The 13772-nt window shown below is 38.1% G+C and carries 10 protein-coding genes; 8 read left to right on the forward strand and 2 right to left on the reverse strand.

All coding sequences use genetic code 11. The features are described 5' to 3' along the window. Window positions 1-492 (forward strand): hypothetical protein, encoded by a 492-nt coding sequence (locus FZ945_RS06585; protein ID WP_148803409.1) that lies wholly within the window; start codon window positions 1-3, stop codon window positions 490-492. Then, window positions 489-2309, forward strand: a complete 1821-nt coding sequence (gene mrdA / locus FZ945_RS06590; RefSeq protein ID WP_148803411.1) for a penicillin-binding protein 2 — start codon at window positions 489-491, stop codon at window positions 2307-2309. Before FZ945_RS06585 ends, mrdA begins: the two co-directional genes overlap by 4 nt. Window positions 2310-2912: 603 nt before the next feature. On the opposite strand, the gene lon is transcribed toward mrdA, so the two are convergent. Both lon and FZ945_RS06600 read right to left on the reverse strand, forming a co-directional pair. Beyond that, the gene (gene lon / locus FZ945_RS06595; RefSeq protein ID WP_148803413.1) at window positions 2913-5330 is read right to left on the reverse strand and encodes an endopeptidase La; all 2418 of its coding nucleotides are present in this window, start codon (window positions 5328-5330) and stop codon (window positions 2913-2915) included. An 8-nt stretch (window positions 5331-5338) separates the two neighbouring features. After that, on the reverse strand, window positions 5339-5986 hold the full coding sequence (locus FZ945_RS06600) for an outer membrane protein assembly factor BamD (RefSeq protein WP_009294177.1): 648 nt from the start codon (window positions 5984-5986) through the stop codon (window positions 5339-5341). 112 nt (window positions 5987-6098) lie between these two features. Here FZ945_RS06600 and fliW point away from each other — a divergent pair, with 112 nt between their 5' ends. The 6 genes from fliW to hpf all read left to right on the forward strand — a co-directional run bounded on the left by fliW (window position 6099) and on the right by hpf (window position 13488). Next, window positions 6099-6485 (forward strand): flagellar assembly protein FliW, encoded by a 387-nt coding sequence (fliW, locus tag FZ945_RS06605; protein WP_021087648.1) that lies wholly within the window; start codon window positions 6099-6101, stop codon window positions 6483-6485. Window positions 6486-6670: 185 nt separating this feature from the next. Further along, on the forward strand, window positions 6671-10891 hold the full coding sequence (locus FZ945_RS06610; RefSeq protein ID WP_148803415.1) for a hypothetical protein: 4221 nt from the start codon (window positions 6671-6673) through the stop codon (window positions 10889-10891). Further along, window positions 10885-11526, forward strand: coding sequence for a type II secretion system protein (locus FZ945_RS06615; protein ID WP_148803417.1), 642 nt, complete (start codon window positions 10885-10887; stop codon window positions 11524-11526). The genes FZ945_RS06610 and FZ945_RS06615 overlap by 7 nt, the downstream gene beginning before the upstream one ends. Then, window positions 11523-12449: a prepilin-type N-terminal cleavage/methylation domain-containing protein gene (locus tag FZ945_RS06620; RefSeq protein WP_148803419.1), complete on the forward strand. Its 927-nt coding sequence runs from the start codon at window positions 11523-11525 to the stop codon at window positions 12447-12449. The genes FZ945_RS06615 and FZ945_RS06620 overlap by 4 nt, the downstream gene beginning before the upstream one ends. Beyond that, window positions 12449-12880 carry a type II secretion system protein gene (locus FZ945_RS06625; protein WP_148803421.1) on the forward strand — a complete coding sequence of 144 codons (432 nt, stop codon included), beginning with the start codon at window positions 12449-12451 and terminating at the stop codon, window positions 12878-12880. The genes FZ945_RS06620 and FZ945_RS06625 overlap by 1 nt, the downstream gene beginning before the upstream one ends. 80 nt (window positions 12881-12960) lie before the next feature. Next, window positions 12961-13488: a ribosome hibernation-promoting factor, HPF/YfiA family gene (hpf, locus tag FZ945_RS06630; RefSeq protein ID WP_004317788.1), complete on the forward strand. Its 528-nt coding sequence runs from the start codon at window positions 12961-12963 to the stop codon at window positions 13486-13488. The last annotated feature ends 284 nt before the right edge of the window (window positions 13489-13772 follow it).

A 13772-nucleotide genomic window follows, 5' to 3' on the forward strand; every position in this document is an offset into this window, starting at 1 on the left:
ATGCAAACCATAAGCAGCTTAGACATTAAAATTTTTAAAGGCTTTTGGTTGGCCATTTTTTTGCTCTCTTATGAGATCGCAACTACGCAGTTTGGCTTCTTGCCGCCACTTATTGGCATTTTTTTTACATATATGATTTTGGAGTATTCAAGAAAACAAAAGCACTATGATGAGTTTAAGCCATCATGGTATTTTTCGCTCGTTTTCTTGGTCTTTGCTGAGCAAATTCATGGCTTTTATCTCTTCTCAACAATCATTGCGTTTTTGTTATTTTACAACTTTGTGCTAGACTGGCTCTATGCGACGATGAAGTGGCGAAACTGCCTGCTCATCATCTTTGTCGCCTCTGGCTATGTGCTAACTTTTCTTATAAATAATCTTTTTGCCTACGTCTTAAACGAGCCAAATTTGACTTTTAGCACAGAGTATCTATTTTTTATAGGGCTTGAAAGTGTGCTTGCTATCGTGCTTTTTAGGGATAAAGTGCTATGAGGATGCGTATCGTTTTTGGCGTGATCGCTCTTTTTTGGATCATGCTTTTGGGGCGAATTTACCACCTAAGTGTAAATTCAAACACCTACTACAACGAGATCGCCGAGCAAAATGCGATCAAAACTATCTATATCCCGCCAGTTAGAGGCATCATCTTTGATGCGCACGACAAGCCTATGGCGGTCAATCGCCTTGGCTTTTCTATCTATGTAAAGCCACACCTTAGCGCAAACAAAAAGGTGAAAATTTTAGACGATGAGCTAGCTTACATCGGATCGCTATTTGGCGATTTAAACGTCACAAAGCTTAAAAATGAATATATCAAAAACGACTCAGCTTACAATCAAGACTTCATAAACGTGGTCGAATTTGTTGATTATGATAAATTTTTGCCATTTTTTGCGCCCCTTTCTCTGCGTGAAAATTTAGAGATAAGACCCGCTTCAAAGCGCCACTACCCATACAACGACCTAGCTTCACACATCATCGGCTACGTCGGTAGAGCAAATCAAAAAGATATGGAAAACGACCCTTTAACAAAGCTTACAAACTATATCGGTAGAAGCGGCGTAGAGCGCTTTTATAACCCGATCTTGCAAGGAATTCAGGGTTTTAAAAAGATCAAGGTAAATGCACTAAATGAGGAGATCGAGCAGGTGAGCTATCAAGCGCCACAAAGCCAAAACATAAAGCTTGCCGTCGATCTTGAGCTGCAGCAGTTTGTCGCTGATGTCTTTGGCAAAGATGCAGGAAGCGTCATAGTTATGAGCCTAAAAGATGGCGCTATCATTGCCGCTGGAAGCTTTCCAGAGTATGATCTAAACCCATTTGTGCTTGGTATCAGCCAGGCTGAGTGGGAGGAGCTTGTAAAAAACGTCGATCACCCATTTACAAATAAGCTGATAAACGGCCTTTATCCGCCAGGATCTGTCGTAAAAATGGGTATGGCGCTTGCCTTTTTGGACAATGGCATGAGCAAATATGATAGCTTTTTTTGTAGTGGCTCGTATGAGCTTGGAGGGCGTAAATTTCGCTGCTGGAACTCGCATGGTCACGGCACGGTCAATATGAACACGGCCATTAGAGAGAGCTGCGATGACTATTTTTACAAGGGTAGTCAAAAGATAGGTATAGACGCCATTGTGCCGATACTTGAGCGCATGGGCTTTGGTAGGAAAACGGAGGTTGATTTGCCAAACGAGTTTGTGGGGACGCTGCCAAGCAGGGAGTGGAAGATGAGGAAGTATGGCAAGGCGTGGTTTCAAGGCGAGACGCTCATCACCTCTATAGGACAGGGAAATTTTCTAGTCACGCCTATGCAGGTGGCTAAATACACAGCTGGCCTTGCAACTGGGCTAAATGTGACGCCGCATTTTTTAAAGAGCATAGATGGCAAGGATGTTGATTTTACGCCAACAGATGATGCTTTTACGCCGTTTGAAAAGTCGCAGCTACCTGCCATTAGGCATGCGATGTATGAGGTGGCAAATCACCCAAGAGGCACGGCAAATAGGCACTTTGTGGGAAGTCTTGTAAAGGTTGCGGCAAAGACTGGAACAGCTCAGGTCGTTGGCATCTCACAAACTGAAAAGAAACGTATGAAAGAGGAGGATATGGCGTATCTGCAAAGATCTCACGCGTGGATGACGACCTATGCGCCTTATGAGGATCCACAATACGTCATCACAATGGTTGTCGAACACGGCGGTCACGGTGGTAGCGCTGCTGGACCAAAAATCTCTCAAATTTATAATAAGCTAGTTGAAATGGGATATATAAAGCTAGATAAAGTCCAGACTGAGAAAGATAAAAAATAGAAATTTTTTGGCGAGTAGAGGTAAGTATTAAGGCTTGAAGTTAAAATAAATTCTAAAATTTACAATGAAGTCTGAGTTGTTCTTTTTTAGATTTTGATTTGCGAGCCACAAACAGAATGTAATTTAAGCTCTCCCTTGTCTTCCTTTTTAATAAAAATTTTAGAATTCAAAGTTTTTTCTGTGAAAATAATATAAAATTTCTATTATTGCAAATTTTAAAATTCCATTCACCCCTAAGAATTGACTACTAAAATTTGGCTTCGCTTGCAGCTTGGTTCAAATTTTAAAGCCGAAATTACTCGTTCATGAAATTTTAAAATTTGCCTGACGCTCATCTGATTTAACAAAAAAATTTATAAATTTTTAAAATCCTACTCACTCGTCTTAGCAACTTACTAAATTTAGGACTCATAGTCATTCGCCACTAAATTTATAAGCGTGATATGCTCGCTCATAAATTTTAAAATTTGTTTTTCTCTAGTGTGCCGCATGTGCTTATATTGTTTAAATTATTAGTTGCTTTTATGCGTTATATGGCTTTTTATTTGGTTTTTAGGATAGTGAATTTAGCCCCAAGTGAGACAAAATGGGGCTAGAGAAAGATTATTTTTTAGCTACAAGAGCGTTTTTTAAGACGTCATCGATCGTATCAACTGCGATGATCTTCATATCGGCTTTTACTTCAGCCGGGATATCGACAAGGTCGCGGTCATAGTTTTTACTAGGTATGAGAACTGTTTTGATGCCAGCTTTGTGAGCGGCGATAAGCTTCTCTTTTAGCCCACCGATAGGCAGCACCCTGCCACTTAGTGTGATCTCGCCAGTCATCGCTACATCGTGTCTGACCTTTGTATCGGTTAAGATCGATGCAATCGCAGTTGTCATCGTGATGCCAGCGCTTGGGCCGTCTTTTGGCACCGCACCCTCTGGCACGTGCAAGTGAAGATCATAGCGTCTATAAACGTCGCTGGCTTCTAGCTTGTTCTTGTCATCGTCAAATTTTGGCACGATAGCCATTGGCACTTTTAGTTTTTTGTTATCGATCAGCACTTTTACAACGCTAAATGCGATCTGAGCGCTCTCTTTCATCACGTCGCCAAGCTGGCCGGTGATTTGCATATTGCCTTTGCCTTGTATCCTGATAGCCTCGATCCTTAGCACATCGCCGCCGACACTTGTCCACGCTAGGCCATTTACCAAGCCGATCTGATCTTTTTTATCAGCTGGCTCTATCTCATAGACCTTTTTCTCTAAAAACTCTTTTAAATTTTTAGCCGTGATGCTGATCTTGCCTTCGTTCTTTTTAGTGAGGATATTTTTGGCGACTTTTCTTAGTATATCAGCGATCCTGCGGCGTAAATTTCGCACACCACTCTCTCTTGTGTAGTCACTAATTATTAGCTCAAGTGCCTCTTTGCTGATGCTTACATCGCTTGGTTTTAGGCCGTGTTTTTTAAGCTCCTGAGGCAAGAGATATTTTTTAGCGATCTCAAATTTCTCTTGTGGGGTGTATGAGCTAAGCTCGATAAACTCCATCCTATCGCGAAGCGCGGCTGGTATCATACTCACGTCATTTGCTGTGGCGATGAAGATGATCTTGCTAAGATCGATGTTGAAATTTAGGTAGTAGTCTCTAAATTTGTTGTTTTGCTCTGGGTCTAAAATTTCAAGTAAAACAGCGGTCGGATCGCCTCTGTAGCTTCTGCCGACCTTGTCGATCTCATCTAGTACAACCACTGGATTCATCTGCTTGGCTTCTATGAGCCCTTGCACGATGCGGCCTGGCATAGCGCCTATATAGGTGCGGCGGTGGCCTCTTAGCTCGTTTACGTCCTCAAGTCCGCCAAGTGCGATCCTGACTAGCTCGCGCTTTAGCGCCTTTGCGATCGAGTTTGCAAGGCTTGTTTTGCCCACGCCTGGAGGGCCTGCAAAGCATAAAATGGCGCCGTTATTTACCTTTTCGCCAACACCTCTAAGCTCCAAAAGCTCGCGCAAAGCAAAATACTCTTCGATGCGCTCTTTTGGCTTCTCTAAGCTGTAGTGGTCGGCATTTAGGTGCTTGCTCACCTCGGTGATAGATGACTTTTTCTTAGCTATATTTTCAAATGGAATTTCCAAAACCCAGTCAAGGTAGCTTTGCAAGGTGTTTGCGTCTGCTGAGTCTGGGTGTATGCGCGAAAGCTTGTCTATTTGTTTTTTGATCTCTTTATAGGCGTCCTCAGCCATAAATTTCTTCTTCGCATCAAGCTTTTTATTATACTCTTCAAGCTCTTCTTCTCGGCTCGTGTCCGCCCCAAGCTCAGCTTGAATTTGCTTTAGCTGCTCTTTTAAAAAGTACTCTTTGTTTGTCTTGTCGATCTTTGAGTGAACCTTATTTTTTATCTCTTTTTGAAGCTTGTTTGCCTCGATCTCTTCGATGACGTAGTCGATGAGCTTTAGTAGACGCTGCTCTAAATTTTCTTCGACAAAAAAGCTATAAGCGATCTGTTTTTTTAGGCGAAGTGCGCTTGAAACTAGGTCACAAACTCTGATCGCTTCAGCGCTCTCTTCGATCGTCTTTAAAAGGTCAGGCGGGAAAAAGTGGCTAAACTGCGAAAGCTCTCTTACTTTTTCTCTTAAAACTACGATGAGAGCATCAGTTTTGACCTGTGATGGGCGCTTGACGTGGAGCATATCGACGATGCCACGGAGTGGGTTTATGCCTGATTGTTTTAAAATTTTACCTTTGTCGATGCCCTGAAATAGCACTTTTACGCGTCCGTCAGGTAGCGGCACACGGCGCATTATCGTGCCGATCACGCCTGCGTCATATATGCCGTCAAAGTCTCTAGCGCCGTCTTGCTGGGGCTTTGTAGGAACGACAAGGATCGGCGTTTCTCCTTGTATGGCAAGCTCAAGCGCTTTTAAATTTTCTTCGTCGCTTAAAAAAAGCGGCGTTATCATAAATGGATATAAAAATAGCTCGTCCTCAACTATGATAGGGATCTCAGTTGGGAAGCCTTTGTTTTCGTTTATTTGCAAAATTTCTCCTATTCAAACAGTTTTCTATACCATGCCACGTCAGGTTTGATAAGGTCTGAGTTTTTAAACGGCGACTCTTCTAGCTTTTGCTCGTAAATTTTAGCCGAAACGTCACGGCCAGTTCTCTTGTAAAGATCTGCTATTTGCATGTCTAAGAAGTAAAGAGCAAGTTTAAATTTGATAAGCATTGTCTCGATAAGCGGCTTATACTCGGTATTTGGATACATATAAAGAAATTTCTCGATCTCAGTTACGCTATCCTCCATTAGCTTTTGGTTGCGGTTTGGCTGGGTAAATGAGTCAAAATTTGCTTTTATTTTTAGATACTGGGCAAATTCTGTTTTTGGGCCGTTATCGCCGTATCTTTTGATGTATTCATCAAGATAGTGATTTGCCATAAGATACTCTTCGTCATTTGCGTGAGCTTGGGCAAGGATGAGTAAAATTTGCTCCAAAAGTGGGCTTGCAACGTGCTCGCTAGCCATTGAAACGTAGTGTTTATCAGCTGACTCCAGATCGCCATCTTTTATGTCAGCGATGACCTGAGCGTACCACTCGTCTGGAGTTAGATTGTAAAGTTCGGTGTATTTTTCAGCACAACCACTAAAAAGCCCTAAAAGAGCTACGACTGCTAGAAATTTAGAAAATCTTTTCATGCTTTTCCTTAAAAATTTTAAATTCGCTTATTTTACATTTTTTGGCATTATTTTTGTATAAATTTTTTAAAACTATGCTAAAATAAGGCAATTTTACAAAACAGGAGTTAGTATGATTTTTAGTGTTAAAAGCCCTATTTTAGGCTTCGAGCATATCAAGACGATGGAACTTATTGAGCTCGATAAATTTTTTGTTAAGCTAGCGAGCAAAGATGATGAAACATCTTTTACAATGATAAATCCTTTTGCGTTAAGAAGTTATGAATTTGACATCCCAAGCTACTACGAAGAGCTTATGGACATTAAAGAGAGTTCTCAACTTAGAATTTATAACATCATAGTAGTTGCCCTCCCTCTTGAGAAATCAACCGTGAATTTCGTGGCTCCTATCGTTTGCAATATGGACAATATGACTTTATCTCAAGTAGTGCTTGACGTTACAAAGTATCCACAATACGGACAAGCTGAAATGATAGAAAATTTCATACAAAAGCAGTAAAACATCTATAAAATCAATGATTGATTTGTTATTGTTATAAGGAGGGCATTTTCTTGCGTAGGATAGTATATCTACTCTGTTTTGTTGTTACATTTAGTTTTTCTGCAGTTAGAGAGTGCACACCAAGTGAAAAAATTTCTATCGGTTGCAATCTCCCCCCACGTGGAAATATAAGCTATAAATGTATGATAGATGACGAAAAAGATAACTCTGGCTCTTCTAAAAATATCCCACATTGTATAAAAAAATTTAATAGAACTTGGAGCATATATACGACAAGTTTTTCTGGTGGTGATGTCGATAATGGCGGCATGGCCAATAATGGATACTATGTATATGTTCCAAGTAATAGCGCAAAAAGAGACTTGGTTGGAGCGGTAGATAATAATGCAAAAGATGGCTTAACCATAAGAAAAGTAAATGGTAAAAATATCACTAGAGTAAATGGAGATATGGCTGTTATTGGTGCTACCATTTTGTTACCAAACTCAGCTTATTATGGTGATGGGTATAAATTTACACCTTCGACAGGCTCACTTAGGTCTAGTATTGTAAAAAAATCTTTTATAAATAATGCAAATTTTCCTGCAAATAGCTCAAAAATTTGTCAAACTTCTTTTATATATGATCCAAATGATACTTCTTATTGTCAAAATTCAGAGGAATCCACTTTTGATTTTAGTGAAAAAAACACTTTTATACAAAATAACCTAAAAGGTGAAAACATAGTCTATGCTAGGCTTTATTGGGCTGGGTCTATCACACAAAACTGGACTGTTCCATACAATACAGCAGATAGTGGTATAAATTTTTATTCAAATGCTATGAAATTTTTAAAAGGCTACTCGCAAATAGATTTTAAAGTCCCTGGTAAATCACAAGCGATAACTATAGATGCCAAGCCAGAAGATATAAAATGGCTTGGCTCTTTTAGCGAGTATCGTCCAAAATCTATGTCGTATTCTGTTTTTATGGCAGATTGGTCTGCTCCTCAGCAAATTGCTGTTAAAGCTGGCATAACTTATCTATATACAGCGAGTGCAGATGTGACGAAAGAGGTAAGAGAGAGTTTTGGAACTACTTCGCAAGATAGAACATTTGCAGCTGGAAATATAAGGGCTACCTCGGTTGATCCTAGAAGTGATTTTATAAGTATAAATGATACTGAAGCGGTTATTAGAGGAGGGTATAATTTAAAAATATCAGATTATCCAGGTTTTTCGAGAACCGGTTCTTTGCTATATTTTCTTGGAAAAGATAGTAGTGGCTACTGGGATCAATACTCTCCTTCGCAATACGCTGGTTGGACTTTACTTATCATATATGATTTTGATGATAAAACTGCTAAAGAGAAAAATATAGATACAAAGCTAGTTACTATATATGATGGGCTTAAGATGTTAGCACCTGAGCCTATAAAAGATAGTTCTAGCAGTGCTAACTTTGATGATGTTGAGTTGAGATTTGATGATATATATACTCCAAAGAGTGGAGATATAGATGCGACATTTACTATGTTTGCTCTTGGCTCTAAACGTGAAGTAGATGGAGAAAAGATACAGATACAAAAAGCCTATGAACCTTTTCATGATAATGACAATAGTGATACGGTCTATAATGCAGAAAACCCAAGCAACAATCAATTTAACTCGTCTTTTACAAAATTTGGCGCTCATATGAATACAGATAGAGTTTATAATAACCAACTAGATTTAGATGTTTTTAACATATCAAATTTTGCTTATAATTCACAAGATTCACTTAAGATGAAGGTAACGGTTGCTGAGAGGAAATATACTGATTCCTCTGGCAATAATATAACAACAAGTGAAAATATAAATTTAGCACTTGTTGCCTTTTCTAACCGCGTGTATAAACCACATGTATGCTATGTAGAAGATATCAGTTATAAAAAAAAGCCAGATGACCCGAATTTTATACCATTAGCAAAAAACTCTTTTATAAAGTTGCCAAAAGGTGCTATTTTAAAAACTATCTTAAAAGTAAAAAATCCCACAAATGAGGCTGTTACTAATTTTGCTCTTAGAGCAAAGATAAGTGAAGGACAAATTTATAAAGACGATACATCTGCCGCGATAAGAGTTGTCGCAGAACCATCATCCTTTTCTGAGAGTAATCCTTTGTATCAAAAATTTAATGACAATGATGGCTTACAAAAGTTAAGTGGGGATACACTGACATTTTTTTTAGGACATGGCGCTAAGCCAAATGTAGGTGGAAAGCTAGAGACAAATGGTGCAAATAGCGCCTATGCCGTTTTTGAGACTAAACTTGATACAAAATTTATAGAAAATAGCTATAAGGCTACGATAGCAAACAATAATTTAGATCTAACGCCATATGAAATAGATATGAAAAAGTGCGATCCCTACTCACATAATATAGAAATAGAAGAAGACGAACCAAATAATTTTTTACCAAGCACTAATCAAGACGATGGAAGCGGAAAAAATAAAAATAGGCTTCTTACTCAAATAATAGGAAAGCCTTTTAATGTATATATAACAAACTACGGAGAAGACGGTAGCAAAAAAGAGCCAAATTCTTTGGTCGGAGATGTAAAGGTAGAACTAGTTAAGTCTTGTGATGATGATACAAGTTTATATGTAGGCGAAGATAAAAATCTGTATAAAAAAGATGATGTAAAATTTAATGGAAAAAGCGAGGTCTTACTAGAGGGGATCAAGGTAGATAAGGCATATAAGAGTCTTAAATTTAGAATTTCACATACCAGAGCCTCACAAGCCACTCCTGCGACACAGACCAAGATCGTAGCATGCGAAAATTTAGATGACTTTGCTGTTAGACCTAGTTATTTTGCTGTATATGACACAGATTTAAATGCTGTTGTAAGAAAAAATCTCGACCTTGTAGGTGGAAAATCATACACAAACTACAAGCTCGCTGCTTTAACAAGTGATGACGTAATAGCAAAAGGGTATATAAATACGATAGATGGCATAAGTAATTCAAATGAAGTTGCCGGTCTTCATCCTATAAATTTAGTTGGTTGTGATGCTTCAGGGTTAGTGAGCGACAATAGACTAAAAGTTGTCTTTGATAAAGAGAATAAAGCTATCGGTAATATTTTTAGATTAAATTCTTCTGGGGCTGAAGAACCATTTTCGTTTTCTGATATAGGTAATGCATACTTTGAGATAAAAGATACAAGCTATACTAGAAATGATAAGCACGTCAGTCCAAGAGCAGATGACTGCGTGAGAGACTCAAGCGAGAATGACCCTAGTAAAGACCCAGACAACGAAGGCAGGGTTGGTTGCGATATGGCGATAAGACAAGGAAATAACATTTTATTTCAATTTAAACCAGAAGATCTTGAGATAAGTAATCTAAAAATAATACCAAGCAATAGTGTTACCTATATCGATAGTAGTTATCACCAAAAGGTAAAAGTGACTTTTGATGTTGTAGCAAGGCTATTTAACCGTGACACTGCAACTTTTTATAAAGACGGATGCTATGCTAATGTCACTAGTTTTGATATAGGACTTGATCAAGTGCCATTAAACTACACAGATAATGACGGAAACGCTGGCACGCTCGAAAAAGCAAATGATGAAATTTTATTTTTTCCGGTGTCTTTTTCAAAGACAAAAAAGCGCATTGGGCCAACTGCGACAAAAGGAATGTTCTATGTTGATAAGAGTGCGTTTAAAGATGGTAAAGCGACTGCTGAGGTTTATTTTAACTTTGCTAGAAAGGTAAATCTTGCGAAAAATCCTTTCACAGTATCAAGTGATGACTTTGGGTTTAAAAGCATAAGCGATGGAAAATTAGGCAGTGCGCCATATACAAAACCAAGCCCTAGTGAAAAAACATCTGCTAAGCTTTACTATGGTAGGGTTTATGCTCCATATTATGAGGGTTCGTATCTAGGATTTATAGCGAAAATTTACTATGGAGCCTATTGTAATGGATGTGACAAAAATGAATATATGAAAGACCAAACAACTGGAGAGACATGGCAAGAATTCCCATCAGCTCCTTTTTGGTTTGTGAATCCACACTATAGAGCAAGTATGCTTGCTTTTTCAGATTTTAGTTTTACAAATAAAATTAGTGAAACCATTTTAAGAAATGATGTAAGTGCTGTCCAAGACGGAGTTCAAACTATCTTTATAAGCAATCCAAAAGCAGTCACTGATGTGGTTAAAATGCATGCAAGAGAGTGGCAAATATATAATGAATTTGATAAAAATGCAGTGACAAGCGACTTTAATGTGAGATTTCTCGTGCCAAATGGTGACTGGGCGGGTAAAACACTAAAAAGTGGTTCAGATAAAGGCGACGTGGGAAATGTTGTAGGTGGTGAAAATAACTTTAACGATCTAAGTGATAAGACAAATAGGAGAATTTATTGGTAAAAAGAGGCTTTTCTCTTATAGAGCTTATCCTCTCGATCATCGTCGTGGCGATCGTTAGCATTTCAATACCTCTGGTTTTAAAAACGACATCCGAGCTAAATCAAAAGGCTATTACACAAGAGAGCTTGATGAACGCTAAAACCTATATAGGACTTATCTTAAAAGCTCCTTTTAGTAATAGGATCATAAAAGCCTCAAACGTTAGTGCTAGTGCTGAGACAGCTTATTTCTTTCCTATCATCTTAAATCCAGGCGATCAAAGAAATGAATTTTATAAGATAAACAAAATAACAGGCGATGGGCATAGAGTTTTTGCCTATGAAAACTCACCAGACCTCGAGCCACCTGATGCATCGATAAGGTCGGTAGATTACTATAGTAAAAGAAATAAAAATTTAAATACGGCAAATCAAAACAGAGACTATATCGTCGGATCAGACTATAACGCCACGATAAAAAGCGGCAATGGAGACTTTAAGCCAAATTTACCACTAAAAAGCAGTGACATAAAAGAGATAATAGTAACTGCTACTGCATATAAAAATGACACAAAACAAGAGACGACATCAGTGCTAAAAGCCTACGCTTTTAACCTAGGCGAGAGTGGCTCGCTAAATACGAAAGTGTGGAAATGAAAAGAGCCTTTACGCTCCTTGAGCTTATAATCGTCATAGTCATCCTTGGTATCATCGCTATGATGAGCTTTAACGCAATGATGAACATCTACTCAAACTACTTTCAAACAAGGACAGTAAATGAGCTCGAGACGCAAACGGAAATCGCACTGGAGCAAATTTCAAAGAGGCTAGAGCACCGCATAAAGCCAAGCGTGATCGCTAGAAAACCTAGCGGAGGGTTTTTGCCACTAAACGATAGCAGGGTAAATTTAAATAGTGGCTATGAAATTTTAGAATTTATCCCTTATGCGTATGAAATTTTTAACGATGTGCCTTCTGGTAATAAAGCAGGCAGATATAGTGGCTACGTAGATCTTGCTAATAGCTCGCCAGCAACTGGTCTTATAAGCCCTGGAAGTAATTTTTCCACTGAAGTTGTTGAAACCATAAAAGACCTAACTTGCAAAGATGACACAAGAAATGCCACTTGTGTGGATTTTACAAATAAAGATGGCGGCGTGGTGGCGATATTTTCTGATGTTTATTATGATGTGCAAAACTCTTTTGGATATAAGGATAATTTAAATTTAGACATAGCAAAAGTTGGTGTAAAAAGCACTGATGGCAATACTCTAGAAATTTCTGGTTTTGCAAACAAACAAATTTCAGAGCAGTATCATCTAGCCTACACAGCAAATGCCATAGTGCCAGAGCAAAGTGCTGATCCAAAAGATACAGCAAATGGCGTCTTTGATCTAAATTTATACTACGACTATCGTCCATGGATGGGACAGGGCTATAAAAATGGCGAAAAAGCAACCCTTGCTAAAAATGTTACGAGATTTGTATTTATAGAAAAAAATGGCGTCATCGTGCTAAAACTTTGCATGAGAGCAAAAAACTCAGAGATAACCATCTGTAAGTCAAAGGCGGTTTATTGATGAGGCGAGGATTTACGCTCATTGCAGCGATATTTTTTGTGGTGATCGCAAGCTCTATTTGTATGCTAGCTCTTTCGATCGCTAGCACTTCAGTTAAGCAAAATAGTGAAATTTATCTAAGAGAGCAAAGCGAGCTAGTAGCTCGTGCAGCGACAGAATACGCTATGCTAGCCATTATAAGCAATGATTTTAGTGCTACTTGCATTGGAAATAATGACCAAGCTATAACAGGCGAATTTGGCGACCTCTTTACTTTTAAAGTATATGTAAAATACTTTGGCGATATGGGCGATGCTTGTAAAAACAAAGATGCTGTGATAGTAAAAGGAGCAAATCAAGGCACGATAATGCTAGATGTCTTTGTCAGCTCAAAACCGGGAAAAGCCTCAAATCCTATAAATTTTCACAAACGAACTCTTCAGAAACTTTAAAATTTTATAAATATTTTACTTTAATTTGCTTTTAGTTTCGTCGTGTTATAATCATCTCACTTTCTATAAAGGAGATTGCGATGAACATAAGCATTGTAGGAAAACAATTTGAGCTAACAGAGCCCATCAAAAACTATATCCAAGACGCTTTTGACACCCTTGGCAAGTACAACCTTGACATCATCTCAGCAAGATGCGTAGTAGGAGCAGACGAAAAGCAAGGTAAAAAGGGCTTTAATGCAGAATTTTCTCTAAATATGGCACATAAAGACACGATAGTCGTCCGCCAAAAAGATAAAGATCTCTATGCGGCGATAGATCTTGCTATCGAAAAGGCTTCAAAAGTTTTAAGAAGAGAGCACGATAAGAAATTTACAGTAAAAGGCAAGGCTGATGATAAAGAATTTCGCTCGAGAATAGGCGAAGAAAAGATCGAAGGTGTCGAAGAGATCGTGCCTATGGAGCTTGAAATTTACAAACCTCTTGAGGTAGAAGAAGCGCTTGATAAACTAAAATCAAGCGATAAACAATTTTACGTATTTAACGATGTCGATGCCAAAATGCGCGTCATCTACAAAAGAACAGACGGAACTTTTGGTCTATATTAAAACTAGGGGGCGCTTTGCCCCTAAATTTATTATTAATTTATCTTTAGTTATTATCTCTTTAAATTTCTTTTATAAATTTGTCATCCCGCTAAAGTAATATTTTTATAAAGTCAAGCTATCTTATAAAAATATCAATCAAAACTTAAATAATCTTTTTAGATATTGTTACGTTTTTACACATTTAACATTAAATTTTTTAGGCTCGTTTATGATCATAAAAAATCTGAAATTTTGGCTATAAGTTGAATTTTTATCTTAAAGATATTGTTTAAAAGAGATTATAT

The sequence above is a fragment of the Campylobacter concisus genome, assembly GCF_902460535.1.
In the GTDB taxonomy this organism is placed as follows: Bacteria; Campylobacterota; Campylobacteria; order Campylobacterales; family Campylobacteraceae; genus Campylobacter_A; species Campylobacter_A concisus_AS.

Bases quoted from the DNA above. Each gene is read 5' to 3' on its own strand.
- mrdA (WP_148803411.1), top strand. From the start codon at position 489: ATGAGGATGCGTATCGTTTTTGGCGTGATCGCTCTTTTTTGGATCATG.
- FZ945_RS06600 (WP_009294177.1), bottom strand. From the start codon at position 5,986: ATGAAAAGATTTTCTAAATTTCTAGCAGTCGTAGCTCTTTTAGGGCTT.
- FZ945_RS06610 (WP_148803415.1), top strand. From the start codon at position 6,671: ATGATAGATGACGAAAAAGATAACTCTGGCTCTTCTAAAAATATCCCA.
- FZ945_RS06620 (WP_148803419.1), top strand. From the start codon at position 11,523: ATGAAAAGAGCCTTTACGCTCCTTGAGCTTATAATCGTCATAGTCATC.
- FZ945_RS06625 (WP_148803421.1), top strand. From the start codon at position 12,449: ATGAGGCGAGGATTTACGCTCATTGCAGCGATATTTTTTGTGGTGATC.
- FZ945_RS06585 (WP_148803409.1), top strand. From the start codon at position 1: ATGCAAACCATAAGCAGCTTAGACATTAAAATTTTTAAAGGCTTTTGG.
- hpf (WP_004317788.1), top strand. From the start codon at position 12,961: ATGAACATAAGCATTGTAGGAAAACAATTTGAGCTAACAGAGCCCATC.
- fliW (WP_021087648.1), top strand. From the start codon at position 6,099: ATGATTTTTAGTGTTAAAAGCCCTATTTTAGGCTTCGAGCATATCAAG.